Origin of the sequence: Kitasatospora sp. NPDC001547 (assembly GCF_042894165.1) — a bacterium.
Lineage (GTDB): Bacteria > Actinomycetota > Actinomycetes > Streptomycetales > Streptomycetaceae > Kitasatospora.
The window spans coordinates 274,215-294,987 of record NZ_JBIAVL010000007.1 but is presented as its reverse complement, the minus strand read 5'-3'; the positions used below and the strand labels follow the sequence as shown (position 1 = coordinate 294,987).

Annotated in this window: 17 protein-coding genes; 8 read left to right on the top strand and 9 right to left on the bottom strand. The window is 74.7% G+C overall.

Translation table 11 applies throughout. The annotated features are described in order from the left end of the window. Positions 1-11 precede the first annotated feature (11 nt). On the top strand, positions 12-836 hold the full coding sequence (locus ACFY0X_RS16645; RefSeq protein WP_387754838.1) for a TIGR04222 domain-containing membrane protein: 825 nt from the start codon (positions 12-14) through the stop codon (positions 834-836). 209 nt (positions 837-1,045) lie between these two features. Here ACFY0X_RS16645 and ACFY0X_RS16640 read toward each other — a convergent pair whose 3' ends face one another. The 5 genes from ACFY0X_RS16640 to ACFY0X_RS16620 all read right to left on the bottom strand — a co-directional run bounded on the left by ACFY0X_RS16640 (position 1,046) and on the right by ACFY0X_RS16620 (position 6,679). Continuing rightward, entirely contained in the window at positions 1,046-1,429 is a 384-nt protein-coding gene (locus tag ACFY0X_RS16640) for a glutamate ligase domain-containing protein (RefSeq protein ID WP_387754925.1), read from the bottom strand. Beyond that, positions 1,387-2,361, bottom strand: a complete 975-nt coding sequence (locus tag ACFY0X_RS16635; protein ID WP_387754835.1) for a Mur ligase family protein — start codon at positions 2,359-2,361, stop codon at positions 1,387-1,389. The genes ACFY0X_RS16640 and ACFY0X_RS16635 overlap by 43 nt, the downstream gene beginning before the upstream one ends. 397 nt (positions 2,362-2,758) lie before the next feature. After that, entirely contained in the window at positions 2,759-3,757 is a 999-nt protein-coding gene (locus tag ACFY0X_RS16630; RefSeq protein WP_387754832.1) for an ArsR/SmtB family transcription factor, read from the bottom strand. Positions 3,758-4,184: 427 nt separating this feature from the next. Then, positions 4,185-4,466: a MerR family transcriptional regulator gene (locus ACFY0X_RS16625; RefSeq protein ID WP_387754923.1), complete on the bottom strand. Its 282-nt coding sequence runs from the start codon at positions 4,464-4,466 to the stop codon at positions 4,185-4,187. A gap of 1,019 nt (positions 4,467-5,485) precedes the next feature. Further along, positions 5,486-6,679: an MFS transporter gene (locus tag ACFY0X_RS16620; RefSeq protein WP_387754830.1), complete on the bottom strand. Its 1,194-nt coding sequence runs from the start codon at positions 6,677-6,679 to the stop codon at positions 5,486-5,488. Positions 6,680-6,803: 124 nt separating this feature from the next. Here ACFY0X_RS16620 and ACFY0X_RS16615 point away from each other — a divergent pair, with 124 nt between their 5' ends. Genes ACFY0X_RS16615 through ACFY0X_RS16605 form a run of 3 tightly spaced genes read left to right on the top strand, consistent with a single transcriptional unit; the run spans position 6,804 to position 9,571 of the window. Continuing rightward, on the top strand, positions 6,804-7,799 hold the full coding sequence (locus ACFY0X_RS16615) for an NAD-dependent epimerase/dehydratase family protein (protein ID WP_387754828.1): 996 nt from the start codon (positions 6,804-6,806) through the stop codon (positions 7,797-7,799). A gap of 13 nt (positions 7,800-7,812) precedes the next feature. Further along, positions 7,813-8,805, top strand: a complete 993-nt coding sequence (locus ACFY0X_RS16610) for a YdcF family protein (protein WP_387754825.1) — start codon at positions 7,813-7,815, stop codon at positions 8,803-8,805. 10 nt (positions 8,806-8,815) lie between these two features. Continuing rightward, a complete protein-coding gene (locus tag ACFY0X_RS16605; RefSeq protein ID WP_387754822.1) occupies positions 8,816-9,571 on the top strand; it encodes an HAD-IA family hydrolase in 756 nt (251 codons plus the stop codon). A gap of 36 nt (positions 9,572-9,607) precedes the next feature. On the opposite strand, the gene ACFY0X_RS16600 is transcribed toward ACFY0X_RS16605, so the two are convergent. The 3 genes from ACFY0X_RS16600 to ACFY0X_RS16590 all read right to left on the bottom strand — a co-directional run bounded on the left by ACFY0X_RS16600 (position 9,608) and on the right by ACFY0X_RS16590 (position 12,468). Next, on the bottom strand, positions 9,608-10,384 hold the full coding sequence (locus ACFY0X_RS16600) for a DJ-1/PfpI family protein (protein ID WP_387754820.1): 777 nt from the start codon (positions 10,382-10,384) through the stop codon (positions 9,608-9,610). A gap of 174 nt (positions 10,385-10,558) precedes the next feature. Continuing rightward, positions 10,559-11,506, bottom strand: a complete 948-nt coding sequence (locus ACFY0X_RS16595) for a GlxA family transcriptional regulator (RefSeq protein ID WP_387754817.1) — start codon at positions 11,504-11,506, stop codon at positions 10,559-10,561. 41 nt (positions 11,507-11,547) lie between these two features. Then, positions 11,548-12,468: a DUF5995 family protein gene (locus tag ACFY0X_RS16590; protein WP_387754814.1), complete on the bottom strand. Its 921-nt coding sequence runs from the start codon at positions 12,466-12,468 to the stop codon at positions 11,548-11,550. Positions 12,469-12,850: 382 nt separating this feature from the next. Between ACFY0X_RS16590 and ACFY0X_RS16585 the strand changes: the two genes are divergently transcribed. The 4 genes from ACFY0X_RS16585 (at position 12,851) to ACFY0X_RS16570 (ending at position 18,423) form a co-directional block, all read left to right on the top strand. Further along, on the top strand, positions 12,851-14,086 hold the full coding sequence (locus tag ACFY0X_RS16585) for a sensor histidine kinase (protein WP_387754811.1): 1,236 nt from the start codon (positions 12,851-12,853) through the stop codon (positions 14,084-14,086). Continuing rightward, complete coding sequence (locus tag ACFY0X_RS16580) at positions 14,074-14,724, top strand: response regulator (protein WP_387754809.1); 651 nt, start codon at positions 14,074-14,076, stop codon at positions 14,722-14,724. The genes ACFY0X_RS16585 and ACFY0X_RS16580 overlap by 13 nt, the downstream gene beginning before the upstream one ends. A 204-nt stretch (positions 14,725-14,928) precedes the next feature. Then, a complete protein-coding gene (locus ACFY0X_RS16575) occupies positions 14,929-15,477 on the top strand; it encodes a hypothetical protein (RefSeq protein ID WP_387754806.1) in 549 nt (182 codons plus the stop codon). A 96-nt stretch (positions 15,478-15,573) separates the two neighbouring features. Continuing rightward, positions 15,574-18,423: a M48 family metalloprotease gene (locus ACFY0X_RS16570; RefSeq protein WP_387754921.1), complete on the top strand. Its 2,850-nt coding sequence runs from the start codon at positions 15,574-15,576 to the stop codon at positions 18,421-18,423. A 29-nt stretch (positions 18,424-18,452) separates the two neighbouring features. Here the strand turns inward: ACFY0X_RS16570 and ACFY0X_RS16565 are convergent, their stop codons facing one another. After that, entirely contained in the window at positions 18,453-20,372 is a 1,920-nt protein-coding gene (locus tag ACFY0X_RS16565; protein WP_387754803.1) for a DUF4157 domain-containing protein, read from the bottom strand. Positions 20,373-20,773 lie beyond the last annotated feature (401 nt).

The window sequence follows — 20,773 nt, the reverse complement described above, 5'->3', positions numbered from 1 at the left end:
AGGGGGCTGTCGTGGGGTGGATCGTGGTGCTGGCGGCGGCCTTCGCGCTGACGGCGATCGGCGCCGTGCGGTTGCGGCGGGCGTACCGCGCGTACGTGGACGCGCTGGTGGTCCCGCGGGCGCCGGAGGAGGAACTGACGGTCTACGAGGTCGCCTACCTGCACCGGGGGGCCGGGTCGCTGGCGCAGACGGTGCTGGCCTCGATGGTGCTCCGCCGCCGGGTGTCGGCGGCGGACGGGGTGCTCACCGTGGTGGACCCGGTCGCGCGGGACGCGGTGGAAGCGGAGGTCGTGCGGGTGTTCGGGCGGGTGCCGCGGCGCCGTGCGTGGCGGCGGATGGAGCGGCTGCGGCGCTCTGCGGGCGTCACCGCCGTCGGCCGGCGGCTCGGCGACCAGGGCCTGGTCGACCACCCGGGCCGCCGCCGGGCGGCCGAACTGGCCGCCGACCAGCTGACCGTGATCCGCCTGGCCTCCCTCGGCCTCGGCGTCGCGTCCGTCTGGATGGTCGCCGCGCGCGGCTTCCCCAGCCCCCTGGTCCCGGGAGTGGGCACCTTCCTGCTCGTCGTGGCGGGCTGGTGGGCCGCCACGGACGTGCACCGCCGGTCCGGCGGAACCACGGAGGCGGGCCGCGCGGCCCTGGCCGCCCACCGGGAGCGCCACCAGCCGTGGCGTCCCCGCATCCACGACCCGCTCGGCGACGAGGACGCCGAAATCCTCGGCAAGGCCACCCGGGGCGAATTCCACGGCAGGCTCCGCGCATTGGACAAGGCGATCAGCCCGCCGCCCCCGCCGCCCCCATCGCCCTTCGAGGACCCACCGGGTCTGGGCGGCCTGTGACGCTGACGCCGACCCCTCGGGTCGACGGTTCCCCCACCGCCACCGCCACCGGCCCACGGCCGGGCCTCCGGCGACCGGACGGGAGTGGCGGTCGAACCGTCGAGCGGCCCACCCCGAACGGGAAGCCGCGAACCCGGCACTGGACGCAGCCGAGCAGGAAGCCGACCATGCCGGGGCCGCGACCGACCGGCCGGCGCCGTCCGGCGCTGTCAGGCCGGGGGCAGGCCGAGCGCGGTGCGGGCCTCGCCCACCAGCCGGAGCGATCCCAGCACCACGACCAGTGCGCCGTGGCCGACCAGGGCGGCGGCCCGGCGCAGCGCGGTGGCGGTGTCGGGGGCGGTGACGGCGTCCGTACGCCGGTCAGGGGGCAGTCGGTCGAGCAGGGTGGCGGGGTCGGTGGCGTCGGGTGCGTCGGTGCGGGTGAGGACCAGCGGCCACGGTTCGGGCAGCCGGGCGAGCATCGCTGCCGCGTCCTTGTCGTGCATCGCGGCGAAGACGACGGCGGCCCGCGGGGGGCGGGTGGTGCCGGCGATGGATTCGATCTCGGGTGTCACGGTGGCGATGGCCTGCGGGTTGTGGGCTCCGTCGAGCAGGACCCGGCCGTGCCAGCCGTCGAGCCGGGCGTCGGTGAGCAGTTCGAGCCGGCCGGGCCAGCGGGGGGCGGCCAGGGCCGGGCGCAGGAGTTCGTCCGTCGGGGTGGCAGCGCGGCCGCGGTGGCGAGGCCGAGGGCGAGGTTGTGGTGCTGGTGGGTGCCGGGCAGGGGGCAGGGCAGGGCGCGGTGCTCGCCGCGCGGGGTCGCGACGTCGAGCAGGGCGGTGCCGCTCGTGGTGTCGGGGCGGGCGGTGCAGTGGATCTGCCGGTCGAGCTGCCAGAGCGTCAGGCCGGTGCGCGCGGCCAGTTCTTCCTCTACGGCTGTCTGCGCCTGGGGGTGCAGGTGTCCGAGGACGACGTGGTCGCCGTCGCACACCGCGCCGGCCTTGGCCGCGGCGATCCGGGCCAGGGTGTCGCCGAGCGCGTCGGTGTGGTCCAGTCCGACGCCGGTGATCACCTTGACGTCCAGGCCCAGCTCCCGGACGGCCGCTCTGCGTCCGCCGAGGGCGGCCTCGGCCACCACCCGGGTGACGCCGGCCCGGCGGAAGTGCACGGTCGCGACCGCGGCGCACATGCTGGCGGCGGACAGCGGCAGGCCGTGTTCCTCGGTCGCCGCCAGCACCTCGGCGTAGGCCGCCGCGTACTCGGCGCGGCTGACCGGCCTGCCGTCGACCCGGACCCGCTCACGCGCCTCCTGCAGGTGCGGGCTCGGCATGCTGCCCACCCGCTGCCCGGCCGCGGACAGGGCCGCGACGGCGAAGGCCGCGGTGGAACCCTTGCCGTTGGTCCCGACCACCATCGCCCCGCGCAGCCCGTCCTGCGGGCGGCCGAGCGCCTCCAGCAGCGCGGGCAGGTGGTCGCGCCGCGCGTCGCGCTCCGCCGCCGGGATCCGGAACAGCCGGGCGAGGTGGTCCGTGCACTGCTGGTAGTCCATGAGGCGCCATGCTGTCACCGGGGCGGCACGGACGGCCGATGGTGGTGGCGGTGCCGCTCGTTCGGGTGACCGGGGGCAACGAACCGCTGCCGTCCCGGGACGGCGGGGCCGGTCCGGGACGGGCCGGCGGGCGGCGGGCGGCGGGCCGGACGGCGGCCTGCGGACAGCTGGCGGGCCGTCACCCCCCCGGCCGGACCCCGGCGAAGGGAGACAGCCGGCGGCCCCGGGCGCCGGCCGGCCGGGAGGGCGCAACGGCAAGACCGGTGAGCACCGCGGACCGGCCGGGCGGACCGTACCGGCCGGATGAGCCGACACCGCGTCCTGTCGGAGCAGCCTCATGGGCCCCTGTCGCGAGGGTGCCACCCCACGGTCCGTCCGAGCCGCGATCGACCGGCGCTCAGGCCGGGGGCAGCGGCGGCGGGTTGTCGAGGAGGAGGTCGTGGCCGACGTCGGTGAGGGTGTGGCGGACCTGCTTGCCCTCACGGCGGGTGGCGATCAGGCCGGCCGTGCGCAGGGCGGCGGCGTGGGCGGAGGCGGAGGGCGGGGTGACGCCGAGCCGCTGGGCGAGCTCGGTGGTGGAGCAGGCGCTGCCGGCGATGGCGCGCAGGACGCGGGCCCGGGCGGGGCCGAGCACGGCGGCGAGGCCGTCGGCGGCCGGTGTCCGGGCCGCGGGCTCGGCGGTCGGGGCGGCGATCGGGTGCAGCAGCAGGCTCTGGCGGTCCGGCCCGGCCAGCAGGCTGATGCTCCGCTGGACGAAGTAGTTGGGCCGCAGTTCCAGGCCCCGGCCGCCGAGTTCGAAGGAGCCCTCCAGGTCGCCGAGGGTGCACTCCAGCACTCCCTCGTCCCGCCAGACGGCCTTCGGGTGGAGCGAGTCGAGCATTTCGCCGATCCCGGAGCGGGCGGCGGTGCGGGCCCGGACGGCGATGTCGGCCTCCAGGGCGCGGCGGATGTCAGGCCAGTCCGGGGCGAGGCAGGTCCGGAACAGCGCCCAGGCACCGTCGCTGACCTCGCGCAGGCCCCGGCTGCCGTCCTCGCGCAACCGGGCCAGGGCGTCCGGGACTTCGGGGCCGCTGCCGAACATGGCGACTCCCTCCTCCACAGCCTGCTGCGGGACGGAGAGGAGCGCGTCGAGCTCGTCGGTCAGTTGCCGGCGGACGGCGTCGAGGTCCGCCACCATGAAGTCGGGAACGCCGACCGGGCTCGCGTTGACCACCTCGAGGAAGCGCACGGCCCGCTGGGGCACGTGGCGGCGGATGTCCCGCCACCAGCGCTCGCTGCGCGACCCGCTGCCCTGGTGCGCGCCCGACCGGGCCGCGCCGGCCATCAGGTGGTCGAGCGGGGATATGACGAACCGGGTCCTCGCGAGGTCCGCGACCCCGAACCTCAGTGCGATCACGAGCCTTCCTCCGGTTCCCCGCAGCGGTCCTGACCTGCCGCGTTGGTGACTATTAGGCCCAGAGGCTAATGCATGGCCGTCCAGCCGTCCCCGTTGCAAGCTCTCTCTCGTCGGCGCGACCGAGGCCCGCTCCGGCCCCCACCACGAGGGGAGTGGGGGCCGGAGCACGATCCTCGACCGGGCGTTCGTCGAACCGAACGCCCGGTGTCGCCCGGCGGACCGTGCCCGGCCGGTGCCCGCCCGGCTCCCGCCCGGTGCGCGTGCCCCGCGGCCCGAGGACGAGGTGGAGCCGGTCACGTACCGGGCCATGAACCGGACAGCCCGCCGCGCCGTCGGCGCTCAGCACCGGGTGGCCAGGAACGGCGAAGGGGCGGCCCGAGCACGGGCCGCCCCGGATCCGCCTGCGGCTGTGGGCCCGGACGGCAGGTCAGTTGTCCGCAGGGGGCTCCTGGGCGCGCTGGGAGCCGCGGAGTTGTTCGTTGATGCGCAGGGCTTCTTCGAGCTGGTCTTCGAGGACGACGATGCGGCAGGCGGCTTCGATGGGGGTGCCCTGGCCGACGAGGTCGCGGGCGCGCATGGCGATCCGTAGCTGGTAGCGGGAGTACCGGCGGTGTCCGCCCTCGGAGCGCAGGGGGGTGATGAGGCGGTGTTCACCGAGGGCTCGTAGGAAGCCGGGGGTGGTGCCGGTCATCTCGGCGGCGCGCCCCATGGTGTAGGCGGGGTAGTCGTCGTCGTCGAGCTTGTCGGGCGTGTCGGGGCTGGCCGTTGTAGTCACTGCACCTCTCTGGTTCTCGAGGAGAACGCGTCGAGGGGCCCCGGGGCCGTATCGGCTCCGGGGCCCCGAAGGGAACAACACCATCTACCGGCCTGGGCCGGTCCTGTTACTTCCGCACTGCCCCGGGGGAGGGGTGTGCGGGGATCGCGTATGCGTGACCGGAAACCACCGTCCTTGCGTTGGGGTCTGCGGTGTCCGCCCGGGCGAGCGTTCGCGGGCCGGGCGATCCCGATGGCGCCTGCGCCCTCCATTCATCCTCTGGGTCACTGTCATTCTTCGTACTGCTGGTACTGCACTCACTCGACTGCGTACTGCTGGTGGCGGCCCCTGGTACCTCCGGGCCACCCGGTCCGGCAGCCAGTCCCGTCGCCGTCCTGCACCTGCCTGGCTCCGGGACTCCGCTGCCGGACCGAACCGCGAACTTCTGTCCAACAACTCCGGCCAGTTCGTGTCTGGCCGGTATCGCCGACTGCTGTCTACGACAGAAACGTTAGACCCGCCCGCGAGCAATGTCTACTCCGGCGCGCATAGATTTTGGAGCGCTGGCGAGTGAGGTAATTTCCCGCCGCTGCGCGGCGGCGGCGAGGCCCCCGTCGAGCGCCGGGCGCAGCGGGGTGAGGGCGTCGTCCGGGTCCGCGTCGGACAGCAGGTCGGACAGCAGGGGATGCGGTCGGCGACATCGACGACCGGGCGACGGCTGTCGGCCGGCGCCGTCCGGTGACGCCCGGCGCGTCCAGCAGCGGGCCCACGCGCCAGGGGCCCACCCGGTACCCCTCGGGCACGGCCACCGTGACGGGTCGGCCGGTCACCGCCGCGCCCCCGGGAACGACGGATCCACGACCTCCGCCGCGTGGTCCGGGTCAGGGGAAAGAGCGGGTGCCGGCGCCGGAACGGCGGGCAGCCGCGCGGCCGAGCCGGGACGGAAGGCCGTGCTCCTGGACGACGTCGCCGACTTATCGGAGGCGATCGCCTTGTCGGAGGCGATCGCCGGCCTGACGGGCGGCCGGCGCCGCGTCGGCGCCGGCCGCCGCGGGGCGGGCGACGGTGGCGGTGCGGTGGGCCGCGACGGCCGCGAGCGCGGCGCAGGCCCCGACGAGGGCGAGCCCCCACGGGATGGCCCGCACGTCGTACGCCACGAACCAGCCGATCGCCGCCGGGAAGAGGATGCTGCCGGTCATCGACGAGGAGATGGCCAGCCCCACCGACCGGCGGTCCCCGCCGCGTTGGGCGAGCCAGGCGAGGCCGGTGGGGAAGACCGGTCCCAGCGCCAGTCCGGCGAGCAGGTACCCGGCGACCGCGCCGTGCGGCAGGGACGCGACGACGAGGGCGGCGCTGGTGCCGGAGAGGCCGGTGATGACCAGGCCCGCCGTGGTGGCCCTGCGGGCCAGGGCCGCCGCGCCGAACTTCGAGACGGCGGTGGCGCCCCAGAAGACCGCGACGATGACGGCCGCCGCGGCCGCGGTGTGCCCCTGGCTCTGGATGTCCTTGGCGGCCCAGGCGCCGATCCCGGTCTCCAGCCCTCCGTATCCCAGGTAGAGCAGCAGGAAGCCCGCCAGCGCGTTCCTGCCGAGGGCCCGGGCCCGGTCGTCGGGGCCCTCCTCGCGGGTCCTCCACGCGGCGACCCTGGACACCCGCAGGCAGAGGGCGGCGCCCACGGCCACCACGAGGAACCCGTAGGGCCGGCCCCACTCCAGGCAGGCTCCGGCCAGCAGGGGGCCGACGACGGTGCCCAGGGCGAACACCCCGTTGAGGAGGTTGACCATCCCCACGCCGTCGTCCTGACGGGCGAAGACGTCGTTCACCGTGAGGACGACGTTGCCCGCCCCGAACCCCGCGAGCACGCAGCCGGCGAGGCCGACGGCGAGGTTCCCGGAGAGGAAGATCCCGGCGCAGCCCGCGGCGTAGCCGAGGGTGGCGGCCGGGAGCACCCGGCGGCCGGCGGACCGGACGGCCGAGGCGATCACCATGGCCGCCAGGCAGCCCGCGAAATAGGCGGTGATCAGGTACGGGACGTTCGCCGCGCCGGACGTGTAATGCTTTTCGAAGAGGGGGAGCAGCGGCCCCGTACTGGATTGGGAAATTCCCACGAGGAAGAGGAGGAAAAGGGCCGGAACATATCCTTCGGCCCTTTTGGCACCTGCGCGCACGGTGGCTCCTGCCGGTCTGGGGCGGATGGTGCGGGGGAATCCCAGCGGGTCTGGTGGCGGCTGGGGGTGCGTGACGTCAAACGGACGCCGCCCGTGATGTGCGTCACGGGCCGTACGGAGGTCGATGGGGCCAACCGGGACGATCCGCCCACCTCATCCGTCTGCCTTCCGGTCGAAACGTCCCTTTTGTGTGACGGGTCGGCGGCCTCGTGTCCCCTTTCCGGGCCGCCCGCCGTCTGCCATAAAGATAATGCGAGGCACCCGTGCTTTTCCATGTCGAGGGCGGAGGAATGACATGCGCTATGCGGTGACCGGGGGCGACGGGTTCATCGGCCGATATGCCGTTCGGTATCTGCGGGAACAGGGCCACGAGGCCGTTTCCGTCGACCGCAGTTCGGGGGTGGATCTGCTGGAGGACAAACTCGGGCCCGCGCTCGCGGGCGTCGACGGAGTGATCCACCTGGCGGGGATCCTCGGCACCGAGGAGCTCTTCTCGTCCGTCGAGGACGCCATCGACGTCAACATCAAGGGCACCTACCGCGTGCTGGAGGCGTGCCGCGCGAACGGTGCGGGATTCGTCGGCATCACCATGCCGCAGGTGTGGCAGAACGTCTACCAGACCACCAAGCAGTGCGCGCAGAACCTCTCCTACGCGTGGCACGCGAACTTCGACGTGCCGGTCAGCCACGTGCGCGCCTTCAACGCCTTCGGCGAGGGGCAGAAGCACTACGGGGTGCAGAAGATCGTGCCCACCTTCGCCGTGCGGGCGTGGAGCGGGCGGCCGATCCCGGTCTGGGGGGACGGCGAGCAGACCGTCGACCTGGTGTACTCGGCGGACCTCGGGCGGATGCTCGTCGAGGCGCTCGGCTTCGGTGGCCGCGAGGTCTTCGACGGCGGCACCGGTGTCTCCTTCACGGTGAACGAGGTCGCCCGGATGGTCCTGGAGGTCACGGGCTCCCGGGCGGGCATCGAGTACCTGCCGATGCGCAAGGGCGAGACGCGCAGCGCCGACCTGGTCGCGAAGGGCGAGGGCTGGGACGTGCTGGGCTGGCACCCCGAGTTCAGGGCGGCGGACCTGGAACGGACGGTCCTGTACTACCGTCAGTTCGCCGACTCCTGAGTCCGGAGGCACCGTGGACCCGCTGTTCGAAGCCGTGGACGGTACGTTGCCGTTCTGCCCACCGGACGACCGGCGGGCCCGGCTCGCGGTCCAGGTGACCGTGACGGGCGGCGGGCCCGCCGCCGGTACGGCCTTCGGGCTGGTCTTCGGTGCCGACGACCTGCTGGGCCGGTGGTGGGGCGATTCCCCGGCCGCCCGGCTCCGGATCCGGCTGCCGGGCGAGCTGCTGGCGCGGTTCCGCGCGGGCGCCGCCACCGGCACCTCCCTGACCATGTCGGGCGGGGTGGGGCTCTCGGCCGACTGGTCCCAACTGACGGCTCTGCGGGCCTGCGCGGACGGTCCGCTCTTCCGGGCGTACCTGGCGGCGCTGGACGCACGTGCCGCCGGGCCTGCCCCCGTCGAGCCGCCGGCCCCCCGGAGGGAGAGCGGGCGGCGCGCGGTGGTCGTCCTCGCGGCGCCCAACGACGCCGACGGCGTGCTGAGCGGCATCGCGCGGGCCCGCACCCGGCGCGCCGTGGAACTGCTGGACGCCCCGGGGACGCACCTGGTCCTCACCGGGGGCTTCGGCGCGCAGTTCAACACCACGGACCGACCGCACTGGCGGCACTGCGAGACCTGGCTGGCCGCGCGGCCGGGCGGGCGGCCGCCGGTGCTCGCCCGGCTGGAGACCCGGCACAGCTACGACGACGTCCTGTTCACGCGCGAACTGGCGCGGCAGCACGGCATGGAGGAAGTCCTGCTGGTGACCTCCGACTACCACGCGCCCCGGATCCGGTACCTCGCGAGCCTCGCGGAGCTCCCCTGCCGGGTCGTCGAGGTGTCCCACCCCGACCTGCCGCCCGAGGAGTCGGCGCGGCTGCGGCGGCACGACGAGGGCGCCCTCGGCAGGACGATCGCCTCGACGCTCCTCTTCGGGCGCGACCGGCTCCCGCTGCCGCTGCGGCGGGCGGGGGCCGGCGGCCCCGGAGAGGTCTGGCACCTCGACACCCCCGGTACGGAAGGATGAGTGACACCGCATGAGCGGGATCGCCTGCGACCGCGTTCTGTTCGACCTCGACGGCGTGCTGGTCGACTCGCTGCCGCTGATCGAACGGATCCTGCGCGCGTGGGCCGTGGGACACGGCCTGGACGACGACGAGGCGGTGGCGAGGTCCTACGGGCGGCGGGACGTCGACCTGATCCGCCTGGTCGCCCCGCACCTGGACGCGGTCCACGAGGCGGGCGTCATCGCCGCACTGGAGGAGCGCGACTTCGAGGGGATCCGGCCCGTCCCCGGGGCGGCGGCGCTGCTGGCCTCGCTGCCGCCCGGCCGCTGGGGCATCGTCACCTCGGGGACGCGGGCGGTCGCCCGGGGGCGGCTGGCGGCGGCCGGGCTGCCGGAGCCGGGCGTCCTGCTCGCCGCCGAGGACTTCGAGCGGGGCAAGCCGGACCCGGAGGGCTACCTCAAGGGCGCGGCGGCGCTGGGCGCTCCGCCCGGCAGGTGCGTGGTCTTCGAGGACGCCCGGGCCGGGGTCGAAGCGGCCCGGGCGGCCGGGATGCGCTGCGTCGGCCTGGGCGACGGCCTGGGCGGTCTGCCCGACGGGATGCTCGCGGCGACGGTGGCGGACCTGACGCAGGTCCGGGCCGAGGTGTCCGCGGGGACGGTGCTGCTGCACGCGCCTGTGGCCGGGCCGGTCGACGACGCGGGCCCGGACGGTGAAGGGGGGATGTCCACCGTCCGGACCCGTGCTCTCACCCGCCGGTCCTCTTCTGACCCCGATCCGCTCCCGTAAACCATCCGGCGCCGTGGGCGCGGACGGCGGGTGTGTTCAGCGCTCGCGCCAGACGGTTCCGCGGCGTTCGTGCTCCAGGACCGTCTCGACGAGGATCGCGGCCTGCGGACCGAAGTGGCGCTCGACGAGCCAGACGGCCAGGTCGATGCCGGAGGTGACACCGCCGCAGGTGACGAGGTCGCCGTCGTCGACGACGCGGCCGTCGACGACCCGGCCGCCGCGCGCGAGCAGTTCCTGCTTGGCGGCGTGGTGGGTGGTGCAGGGGCGGCCGGTGGTGAGCCCGGCGGCGCAGAGCAGCAACGTGCCGGAGCAGACCCCCGCCAGGGTGAGGCCGGGCCGGCGGGCGGCCGCCAGGGCCCGCGGCAGGACGCCCAGCCGGATCTGCCGGGCGAGTGCGGAGTCCTCGCCGAGCCCGCCGCCGGGCACCACGATCACGTCCGCGGAGCGCGGGGACCAGGGTGCGCGGACCGTGACCTCCAGTCCGGCCGCGGTGCGGACGGTGCGCGGCCCCTCGGCGGTGACGAAGGTCTGCTCGATCCGGCCGTCGTGGCCGAGCACGCCGAAGGCCTCGACCGGCCCGGCGAAGTCCTGCTCCTCCACGCCGTCGTAGAGGACGGTGTGGACGCGCAGCGGCCGCTTCGACCCGTCGGCGTCCGGGGCCGGGGGCTCGGGCGCGGTGGCCGCTGCGGGCACGCGCGGGGAACCGGGCGCGGAAGCGGGTGCGGAAGCGGCTGCCGTGCGGTGCGTGGCGGCGATGAGTCCGAGGCCGGCAGCGGCGGCCGTGCCGCTGCGCAGCAGGTGGCGCCTGTCCATGGGAGTCCCTCCGGGGAGTGGGTGGGTCGGTGCCGCCAGTCTGGTCGCGCCCGCGGTGGCCGGGAGAGGGGCGGCAGTGCCGTGGTGGCGCAAGATCCGGCCACCGGGGACGGGGACGGGGACGGAGGGGGCCGGGCGGAGACGGAGGGAGGGAGGGAGGACCGTCCGGAGGGTTCAGACGAGGAACGCGGCCCGGTAGGACGTCGGCGTGGTGCCGAGGTGCCTGGCGAAGTGGTGGCGCAGCGTCTCGATGGAGCCGAAGCCGGCCTCGCGCGCTATCCGGGCCACGGGCACGTCGCTGGTCTCCAGCATCTCGCGCGCGCGTTGGAGGCGTTGGTCCAGCAGCCACCGCAGCGGGGTGGTGCCGACCTGGGCGCGGAAGTGCCGTGCGAGGCTGCGCCTGCTGAGGGCGGCGTGCGCCGCGATGTCGGCCACGCTCAGCGGGCGGTGCAGGTTGTCCCGCATCCACTGGAGGGTCGGGCCCAGGCTGCCGTCCTCCCGCACGGGACCGGGGTGGGCGATGAACTGCGCCTGCCCGCCGGAGCGCTGCGGAGGCATCACCACCATCCGGGCGACGTCGGCCGCCGCGGCGGCGCCCCGGTCACGGCGCACCATGTGCAGGCACAGGTCGAGACCGGCGGCGATTCCCGCGGAGGTCAGCACGGCGCCCTCGTCGACGAAGAGGACGGCCGGGTCGACCCGGACGTCGGGGAACGCGGCGGCCAGCTGGTCGGCGAACCGCCAGTGCGTGGTGGCGCGCCGTCCGGCCAGCAGCCCGGCATGGGCGAGGGTGAAGGCGCCGGTGCAGATGGAGGCGATCCGCGCACCGCGGGCCGCCGCTTCGCGCAGCACGTCCAGGAGTTGGGGGTCGGGTGCCGGTTGTGCCGGAAGGCCGGGGACCATGACCGTGTCGGCGTCGAGCGCGTCCGTCAGGTCGTACGGAGCGACGACCCCGAAGGGCTCCGTCTCGCCCGCGGACGCGGTGACCGTCCGCCGCCCGCAGACCCGCACCTCGTAGGCGGGGCCGCCGTGGGGCTCCCGGGCGAGCGCGAACACTTGGCAGGGGATCGCCAGGTCGAGCACCGACACCCCGTCGGCTGCGAGGACGGCGACCACGTGCATGACCGGCACCCTACCGCCCGTGTGGCCGTGCGGGGCAGGGCTCACTTGTCGGGGTGGGGGCTCCCCACGGTTGCGGTCGGCGCGAGTGCGCCACCGGTATGTGTCAGGCAGTAGTCGTCGCGGATCGTCCGGTAGCCGGGGACCGTGACGGTGCCCAGGAGCTGGGCCCACTGCTCGGCGTTCGTCTCGATCGTGTGGGCGACGCGGTCGCGGGCGGCCTGGTCGGGGGCGTCGGCGAGCTGACGGGCGTACTCCCACGCCTGGGCGCGCCAGGTGCGGAACAGTGCGCGGGCGGTGAGGCCGGCGATGGGGTTCCAGCGGTCGTCGGCGAGGGCGACGATCACGTCGTAGCGGTCGGCGACGTCTTGGACGGCGGGGCCGTAGGCGCGGTCCAGGACCGTCTGGAAGCGGTCGTAGTCGGGCTTGCGCGTGCCCCCTGCGGGAGCGGTGAGCCCGAGGGCGGCGAGGACGTACGGCATGTCCCGCTGGATGTGCGCGTTGGCCCCCAGGAGGACGTCCTGCCCGGCGTTGACATCGGCTGTGCGCGCCGCCGTGAACGCCGCCTGCCAGGCGGCCGGGACGGGACGTCCGGCGCGGTCGGCCTCGTAGGCGTCGAGGTACAGGTTGACGAAGCCGGTGTTGAGGCTGCCGGCGAGCCAGGACGGCTCGTCGAAGGATCCGCCCTGGGCGACCGCCGCCTCCAGCGTGCGCTCGATGTGGACGTAGACGGTGGGGAAGGGCGCGCGGTGGTCGCATCCCAGCTCGTCCCGGACCGCCTCCAGGGTGCGGCGCGCGTCCTGCACACAACCGATGACCGGGCCCTGGCACACCAGGGCCCGGGCCGGGGCCGCGGCCGGGGCGGCCGCCGAGGTGGCGGCGGAGGTGGCGGCGCCGCTCAGGGCGATGGCGCCCGCCATGGCGATGGCGGCGAACGTCCGGACCCCGCGTGGCCGACGGCCCATGACCTCTCCTCATGCTTTCCGGCGGTGGAGGCGTTACCGAGGGAATCGGTCGGGCGGGTGAAGTCCTTGAGTCGTCGCACCCACCCCAAGTGACTGATGGGTGCCCGCTCATGACGTTCCGTAACCTGCCGGGGTGGAGACCGCTCCGTGGCTCTGCGCGAGTCCCGTGGTCTGGTGCCGCCGGTCAGGCTGATGGCTGTGCCGCGCTCGGCGTCCGGCTCCGGCAACAGTCCGGTGGTTTCCTGCACGCCCTTCAGCCTGAGCCGCTCAGCGATCACAGCCAGTGATGCCGGGTGCCGTTCCCAGGGTGGTGCCAGTTTCACCATCGATCCGGGTGCACGGGGCATGGCACAGCCCTCACCTGGCGCTTTACGGTCTGGCCATGACGATTCCCCGGGCGCTGCGGCGCAGAGTTGTCCGGATCCGGCGGGACACCGGTTTCCTGGCGGTCGGGATTCCGCCGCACCTTGCGCTGGTGCCGTTGTGGAGCTGGACGGCGAGTGCCGCGACGTCGGGGGCGTGGCCGGTGCTCCCGCTCCCGGTCGTGCTGATCCTGCTCGGTGTGCTCGCGCTCACCGCCGTGCAGCGACGCCGTTACCGGGTGCTGCTGGGAGTGGAGGTCCTCCGGCTGCCGGCCGCGCGCGGGCAGGGGTGGCCGAGGCGCGCTCTGCGGTGGCTGTCCGCGGGCCAGACCTGGCGGCAGGCCGGATACCACCTGCTCGTCGGTCCGCTGCTGGCCGTGGTGGAGCTGGGGGTGCTCGCCGCGTGGGTCGCGGGCCTGGCCGGCGTCACCGTCAGCGGGTGGGCCCGGATGCTGCCGGTCCGGGTTCGCCTGGACCATGTCGACGCGACCCAGGCGGTGTACTACACCGCGGCCGGCGTGCTGCTGCTGTGCGCCGCACCCTGGCTGACCGGGCCGGTGACCCGCGCCGAGACCCGGATCGCGCTCGCGCTGCTCGGGACCAGCCGCTCCCAGCGGCTTCAGCAGCGTGTCGAGCACCTGTCGGAGAGCCGCACCGAGCTGATCGACGCCGTCGATGCCGAACGCCGCCGCATCGAACGCGACCTGCACGACGGCACCCAGCAGCGCCTGGTCTCCCTCGCGGTCACCCTGGGCCTGGCCAAGGCCACCCTGACCGACCTGCCGGACGAGGCCCGCGCCATGATCGCCGAGGCGCACCGCGAGGCGAAGGAGGCCATCGCCGAACTCAACGACCTGGTGCGCGGCCTGCATCCGGCCGTCCTCGAGGACCGCGGGCTGGACGCGGCGCTGTCCGGGCTGGCCGCCCGGGTGCCGGTCCCGGTACGGCTGCGTGTCGACCTCGACGAGCGAGCGGCGCCCACCGTGGAGTCGGTCGCCTACTTCGTGGTCTCCGAGGCGCTCACCAACGTCACCAAGCACGCCGGCGCCACCCGCGTGGACGTCGCCGTCAAGCAGATCGGGAGAATGCTGCGCGTGAACATCACCGACGACGGGATCGGCGGCGCCGACGCCTCCACCGGCAGCGGACTGAGCGGGCTGGCCAAACGGGTCGGTTCCGTCGACGGCGTCCTCCACCTCAGCAGCCCGCTCGGGGGCCCGACCACCATCGCCGTGGAGCTGCCGTGCGGGCTGTGATCGCAGAGGACTCGCTGCTGCTGCGTGTCGGGCTCGTCAAGGTCCTGGAAATGGCCGGCTTCGAGGTCGCCGCCGAAGTCGGCGACGCCGAAGCCCTGCTCGCGGCCGTCGAGGAACACCGGCCCGAGCTGGCCCTGGTCGACGTCCGCATGCCGCCCGGCTTCACCGACGAAGGCGTGCGCGCCGCGCTGACGATCCGTCGGCGATGGCCGCAGAGCGCGGTGGTACTGCTCTCGCAGTACGTCGAGGAGCGGTACGCGGCCGACCTGCTGGCGACCAACACCAGCGGCGTCGGCTACCTGCTCAAGCAGCGCGTCGCCGACGTGGAGGAGTTCGCGGCCTCCGTCCGGCGGGTGGCAGCCGGGGGCACGGCACTGGATCCGCAGGTGGTCGCCCAGCTGCTCGTGCGCCGCCGCAGTGACCCGCTCGACCGGCTGACGCCACGCGAACGGGAGGTGCTCGCCCTGATGGCCGAGGGACGCTCCAACACCGGGATCGCCGAGGCCCTGGTCGTCAGCGACAGCGCGGTGGCCAAGCACATCAACAACATCCTCGCCAAACTCGACCTGCCCGCAGCCGACGCCGACCACCGGCGCGTCCTCGCCGTCCTGAGGTTCCTCGGCGCTTCCCCGACCTGACCGACCCGCCGCCCGCACCCCTACCGCCCGGGTCTTCGACTCTGGCCCGGACGGCAGCCCGAGGACGGCGTTCTCCTGGTGGCGGGCGAATGGCGCAGGCTCGCGAAAAGTTCTGCCGGACCGTCACATTCCGTGCCACAGTGGACGGTCCGGCATTCCGGTCCCGGTGCGGGCCGGCTGGATTCTCGGGGCTCTGGGGGACGCGTGGGATCCGAAACCGACCTGACCGGCGACGGCCGGCCGGCCGTACTGGTGCGTGACGTGGTGCGGTCGGTCGTGGAGGACCTCGCACCGGACGAGCTGTTCCTGGTGGAGGGGCTCCGCCGCTTCGACGACGCCACGGTGGTGCGGCGGTTGAGCCGCGGCGCAGGCCGGCGCGAGCCGCTGGGGTTCGGCATCGGGGAGGTCGCCGCCCTGGTGACGCCCGCCGTGTGGCTGGTGCTCGACGAGGTGGCGCAGCGGATGGTCGCCGCGACGGTGGACCGCGCCTCGCGCGGGGCGGCGGGCCTGCTGCGGCGGGTGCTGCGGCGGCGGGCCCCCGTGGCCGAGATCCGGCCGCTGAGCCGGGAGCAGCTGGTCGAGGTGCGGGCCCTGGTCCTGGCGGCGTGCGAGCAGCGCGGTCTGGTGCCCGAGCGCGCCGAGGAGGTCGCCGACGCGGTCGTGGCCCGGCTGGCCCTGTCCCGCGGGCTGGACGCGCCCGCCGCGCCGGAACCGGAGCCTCCCGCAGGTGCCGCCGGGGCCGGGCAGGGCTAGGTGGGCGCGGGCGGGGCGCCGCCCGGGCGGCCGCGGGTCGACGAGCGGGTCCTCGGCGCGGGCACGGGCCCCCGGTTCGTCGTCCTGTTGCTCCTGATGCTCACCGCCGGCGGCGCCATGATCCTCGAAGTGGTGAAGGTCCTGGCCGACGGGGACGAGACCGGGTGCTCCCTCGCCGCCGGCGTGGACCCCACCGACGGCAGCTACTGGAACACCTCGCTCAGCATCTCCGGGCAGATCACCGCCTCCCGTCTCTGCCTCTCCCTCTGGGCTCCCGCGCCGCCGTGGTGGCAGGTGGCGGCCTGGCCGCTGCTCCTGCTGGTGGTGGCCGCCCTGCTCTTCGCCGCGCTGCCGCGCTGGAGGACCAGGCGCAGCCGCGTCCTGCCGCTGGACGCGGTCGATCCGGACGGCGAACTGCTCGCCCTGTTCACCGAATCGTGCAGGGCCACGGGCGTGGCGCCGGTGCCCCGGGTGGTGGTCGACCCCGCGGCCGCCTCCGTCAGCGCGGTGGTCTTCGGGCGCACCGGCCGCCCGGTCGTCTGCCTGCACGGCGGCCTGCTCGCCGTGCGGCACCGCGATCCGCAGCGGGTCCGGGCGGTGCTGCTGCACGAGCTCGCCCACATCGCCAACCGGGACGTCACCCTGACGTACCTGACGGTCGCCCTGTGGCGGGTCTTCCTCACGCTGGTGCTGCTGCCGTACGTGCTCTGCCTGGGCTACGTGGGCTACGGCGTGGTGGCGAACGGCGGCGTGCCGCAGCTGAACCGGGCCGTGGCGCTGGCCGTCGTGGTGGTGGTGCTGCTGTACCTCGCCCGCTCCGACGCGCTGCGCAGCCGGGAGGTCTACGCCGACCTGGCCGCGGTGCGCTGGGGCGCGGACCCGCACGGCTGGACCGTCACCGCCGCGCCGCCCCCGAGCGCGGTACGCCGGGCGCTCGACGCGTTCCTCGAACTGTGGCGCACCCATCCGCGGTGGGGCCTGCGCCAGGGGGCCCTGGTCGATCCGGCGCCGCTGTTCCGCACCGCGGTGCTGCCGCTGTTCCTGATCGGCACCGTGCCCGTCCTGGCCGTGCAGCAGGTGCTCCGGCAGATCGCGCCGTACCGCGTGAACTTCACCAACAACCTGATGACGGTCCTGGTCGTGGTTCCCGGCGCCCTGGTGACCGGCGTGATCGTCGTCGCCCTGTGGCGGGCCGTGGTGTACGCCGTGCTGACCGGGACCCGGGTGCCCTGCGGGGCGTGGGCCGGGGCGTGGCTGGGCGCCGGGATGTCGGCGGGCCTGGTCCTCAGCGGCTGGGGCGCGGGCTGGGCCTGGCAGCCGCAGCGGCCGGCGGTCCTGCTGGTGCCGGTGGCGGCGGGGGCGGCCTTCGGGTGGTGGACCACCCAGTGCGCGCACCTGTGGACCCGCACCTCGCGGGGCCGGACCCCGCGCCCGGCGCTCACGCTCTGCCTGGCCGCAGGCTGCCTCGCCATGACGTCGTGGCTCACCTGGTGGATGCTCGCCGGGGCCACGGCCCTGAACAGGGACGATCCCAGCGCGAAGGCCGTCGCCCAGGGCGTCCTGGGCTGGCTTCCCTCCGCGGCCCCGACCGGGGACCTGACCCGGGTTCCCGGTCTCGCCACGGTGCTTCCGCAGCTGTCGAACATCGCCGACACGCCGATGGGTTCGCTGGCCGTCGTCGTCCTGTGGGCCGTGCCGCTGCTCGCCTGGGCGTCGGGGGCGGCGGGCCGGGCTCCGCGGTGGCTGCCGGAGCGTATGCCCCGGCCGGACGGCCCCGTGGCGCCCCTGCTCGGGGTCCTGCTGCCGGGCCTGGCGGGTGGAGTCCTGGCGGGTCTGGCCGTCGTCGGCGTCCAGGCCTGGATCCACACCGGGCAGCCGGTGCCGGACGCGCGCGGCGGGCTCTACGCCCTGCGGTACGCGGGCGCCCTGGTACTGGCGCTGTGCCTGCCCGCGGGCCTGGCCGCCGCCGTGGCGAGCACGGCGGACCGGCGCTACCGGCTGGTGGGCGCCCTGATCGCCGCCGAGACGGCGACCCTGCTGGGGTTCGCCGCGGTGACGCTGCTCGTCTCCGTGGACGGCTGCGTCACCCCGCTCGACGTCCTCGCGGACGGCTGCGCCTGGCGGCCGGCCTGGTCGAGGCCACTGTTCCCGTTCACGTTCGTGCTGAACAACGCCCTCATCCTGTCCGGGCTGGTCGCGGTCGTCGTCGCGCTCGGCGCGGTCGCCGTGACGGCCGTCCGGCGTGGCCGGCGTCCTGACGCCCCGTCCGTCCGCCCCGGCGTCGAGACCGGCGGAGCGGGGGCCCGGGGACGGCGGGCACGGCGCCTCGCGGTGTTCCTGCTGTGCGCCGTGGCGGTCGCGGGCACCGCGGCGGACGGCGCCCGGTGGAGGTACCGGCTGGGCTTCACCGTCGACGAGGTCGCCTCCCAGCGCAACCTGGTGAACTTCTGGGGGCTCCCGGACCCACCGGTCCCGCAGGCCACCCGCCTGCGGCAGATCCGGGCCTGGTACCGCCTCGGCGGCAAGGACCTCATCGGCATGGCGCTCTCGTACGACAGCCGACTGAACGCCGCGATCCGGGACGCCCGGGCCGCCGACGACGACTGGGACGCACTGGACCGCCGCCTGCGGCCGGTCTGCGCCCAGTGGGGCAAGGCCGCCTGGTTCGAGACGGGCTGGTTCCGCGTGCCCGCCGACCCCCGCCTACGGGCCGACTGGCACGCGGTGACCACCAAGGCGGACGACGGCAGCCGACGCTGCGCGCAGGCGCTGACCGCCCATGACATCAAGGGGCTGAGGAGCGCGCTGCTCGGCCTGCAGGCGGCCCGCCGCTGCGCGGAATCGGTCAACGCCGGGATCGACGGGGTCCTGCGCGCGGGCGGCTACCGGGGCACCACCCGCCCGCCCGCGAAGGGCGTCGCGGCGGTCTGCGACCGCCCCGCCTGAGACCCGGGCCCGGCACCGCTCCCCCACGCTCACTGGTCGATCTCCATGTCGGACGACTCGTCGTGGAAGGGCTGCGGCACAAGGGATCCTTCCTTGGCTTCCCTGGTGGTCTGGTCGCGGTCCTTGGATTTCACTGCGCTGATGCAGGTCGCATACTTCTTGCCGTTCCTGACCTTCTTGACCGCCGCCTCGATGAGCTCGCCCATCTCCTGGGCCGCCACGGCGCTTTCCTTGCACCGGGAAGCCTCCTGTTCGGCCTCCCTCTTCTGGGCGCCCCGCAGGCCCGCACTGCGGATCTGCCAGTCCTTGGCCCTTTGCTGCCAGACCCTCTCCGTGGACTCCCAGGCGTCCCTCTTGGCTTCCCAGGCGCTCGCCAGGGACTCCGGGGATTTCCCTTTCTCGGCGTCCTTGATCAGCCCGTCCGCTACGCCGTGGTCGGTTTTCGCCGCCGCCTCGAGTGTGCGGATCCTTTCGTCAGCAGGAAGGGCGATCCCCTCGCGCCCGGCGATGACCGCGGTGACCGCCTTGTTCGAGAAGTTGTTGTCCTTTCTGCCGCGGGCGTGGAAACTGGTCTTTTTGTCGGCGACGCCGTACATGTCGAATATCCCCTGGCGGCCGTCGCCGGGTTTGGCGTCGCGTTCGCTGGCGGTCTGTTCGAGAGTGATGCGGTCACCGCCGTCCACGGCCACCACGGCCGCCACGTGGAACGGCCATCCGGAGGCGTTGTTCGGATTCCCCTCCTCGTCCAGTGACGTTTCCACGGTGACGAACGCCTGGCCCGCCTCCGGGCTCTCCAGGTGGTTCGGGGCCTGGGTCATCCCTCCTTGCCGCCGGCCGGCGTACTTCTTCGCCGCGGCGATGTTCTCCTCGTTCCCCTCGCCGAACAGCAGGTCGCCTCCGGTGTCGTCGGTGACGCCGCGGAACTTGCTGACGACCGGCGCCTCGGCCGCCTCCTCGTCGGTTTCCGCGTACTTCAGGGCCCTCCCGTGCATGACCTCTTCGGCCGTGTGGGCGCAGTCCGCCAGGAAGAGTCCGTCCGGCACGTATTCGAAGTACCGGCTTCCGCCGTATTCGATGGGCGGGACGTTGCTCCGGCGGCAGCCTTTCGGAGTGTCCGCGACATCCTCCCTGACCCATATCACATTGGACCAGTTGTCCCCGTCCATGCCGAGCAGGACATACTTTCCGCTTTCGGACATGCGGGCTTTCAAGAAGTCACCGATCTCCGCGTCCACCGTCGCGTAGCGCTGCACGGCCGTCGTCCCGGCCGGAGAGGACGAGGCCCGGTACGACGTCTCCGCGGCCCCGGGGGCGCGGGAGGGCCCGGCCGTGATGCGGCGCGCGTTCGCCTCGGCTTCGCGTTCGAAGCGGTCGGAGGGGTCGGACACCCTCAGGCCGGACCCGTTGTCGGTGCCGGCGACCGGGCCCCGGCGCTGCTGGACGACGTGGGTGAGTTCGTGGGCCAGGGTGTGCCGGTCGCCTCCGCCCTCGCCGATCACCACGTGGCTGCCGGAGGTGTAGGCGCGGGCGCCGACTTCGGCGGCGGAGCGTCGGGCGGCGGGGCCGTCGTGGATGCGGACGTCGGTGAAGTCGGCGCCGAAGCGGTTCTCCATGTCGGTGCGGGTGGTGTCGTCGAGGGGGCGGCCCGCGGAGCGCAGGACGTCCGCCACAGCCGAGCGCTGCACCGCCGCCCCGGGGCGGGCGCCGGCCCGCTGCCGGGTGGGGTGGCCGCGGCCGTCGTCGTGTTCGTGGTGCTGCCCGGCCGGTGGGACGTGTCCGGTGCGGCGCAGCATCCGCACGACCGCGGCGTTGCCGACACTGCGCTGCAGGCCGACCAGCCCGCTGGGGAACGACGCGGGAGCCTGTTCGCGGGCGGCGCTGTCGGCCCTGCGGCCGGCCGGCGGCGCGGGGGTGCGCGCGTCCTGGTGGTCGGGGTCGTGTGCTCGCATGAGGGGCTCCTCTGTCCGAACGCGCTCGGGGCGGTCCACATCTAGCGCGCCGCCCGGCCGGGCGGTAGGGCCGGGAGGGCAGAGGGAGGGCAGCCCGTCCGTCCCGCGCGCCCGGTCCGCCGGCCCGCGCGCGGGACCGGCACGCGCATCCTCCCGGCCGTCGGGCTGACCACGCCCCGCGAGGTCTTCGACGTCCAGTGCGCGCTGGCCCTCGCCGACCTCCTCGGCACCGAGGTGCTGGAACTGCCCGGCGGCCACAACGGGAACACCACCCACCCCCGGGCCTACGCCGCCCGCCTCCGGGAGGCCCTGGGCGCCGCCGCCTGACCCGGCGCGGGCCGGGCCGGCCGGGGCCCGGGCCACCGGCTGCTGCTGCTGCGCAGATTCCGGGCCAAGTCCCT

What these genes read in the sequence shown, in the direction of transcription:
- ACFY0X_RS16635 (WP_387754835.1), bottom strand. Translation starts at nt 2,361, where the DNA reads ATGGACTACCAGCAGTGCACGGACCACCTCGCCCGGCTGTTCCGGATC.
- ACFY0X_RS16625 (WP_387754923.1), bottom strand. Translation starts at nt 4,466, where the DNA reads ATGGGGCGCGCCGCCGAGATGACCGGCACCACCCCCGGCTTCCTACGA.
- ACFY0X_RS16615 (WP_387754828.1), top strand. Translation starts at nt 6,804, where the DNA reads ATGGGGCCAACCGGGACGATCCGCCCACCTCATCCGTCTGCCTTCCGG.
- ACFY0X_RS16605 (WP_387754822.1), top strand. Translation starts at nt 8,816, where the DNA reads ATGAGCGGGATCGCCTGCGACCGCGTTCTGTTCGACCTCGACGGCGTG.
- ACFY0X_RS16600 (WP_387754820.1), bottom strand. Translation starts at nt 10,384, where the DNA reads ATGGACAGGCGCCACCTGCTGCGCAGCGGCACGGCCGCCGCTGCCGGC.
- ACFY0X_RS16595 (WP_387754817.1), bottom strand. Translation starts at nt 11,506, where the DNA reads ATGCACGTGGTCGCCGTCCTCGCAGCCGACGGGGTGTCGGTGCTCGAC.
- ACFY0X_RS16590 (WP_387754814.1), bottom strand. Translation starts at nt 12,468, where the DNA reads ATGGGCCGTCGGCCACGCGGGGTCCGGACGTTCGCCGCCATCGCCATG.
- ACFY0X_RS16585 (WP_387754811.1), top strand. Translation starts at nt 12,851, where the DNA reads ATGACGATTCCCCGGGCGCTGCGGCGCAGAGTTGTCCGGATCCGGCGG.
- ACFY0X_RS16570 (WP_387754921.1), top strand. Translation starts at nt 15,574, where the DNA reads ATGCTCACCGCCGGCGGCGCCATGATCCTCGAAGTGGTGAAGGTCCTG.
- ACFY0X_RS16565 (WP_387754803.1), bottom strand. Translation starts at nt 20,372, where the DNA reads ATGCGAGCACACGACCCCGACCACCAGGACGCGCGCACCCCCGCGCCG.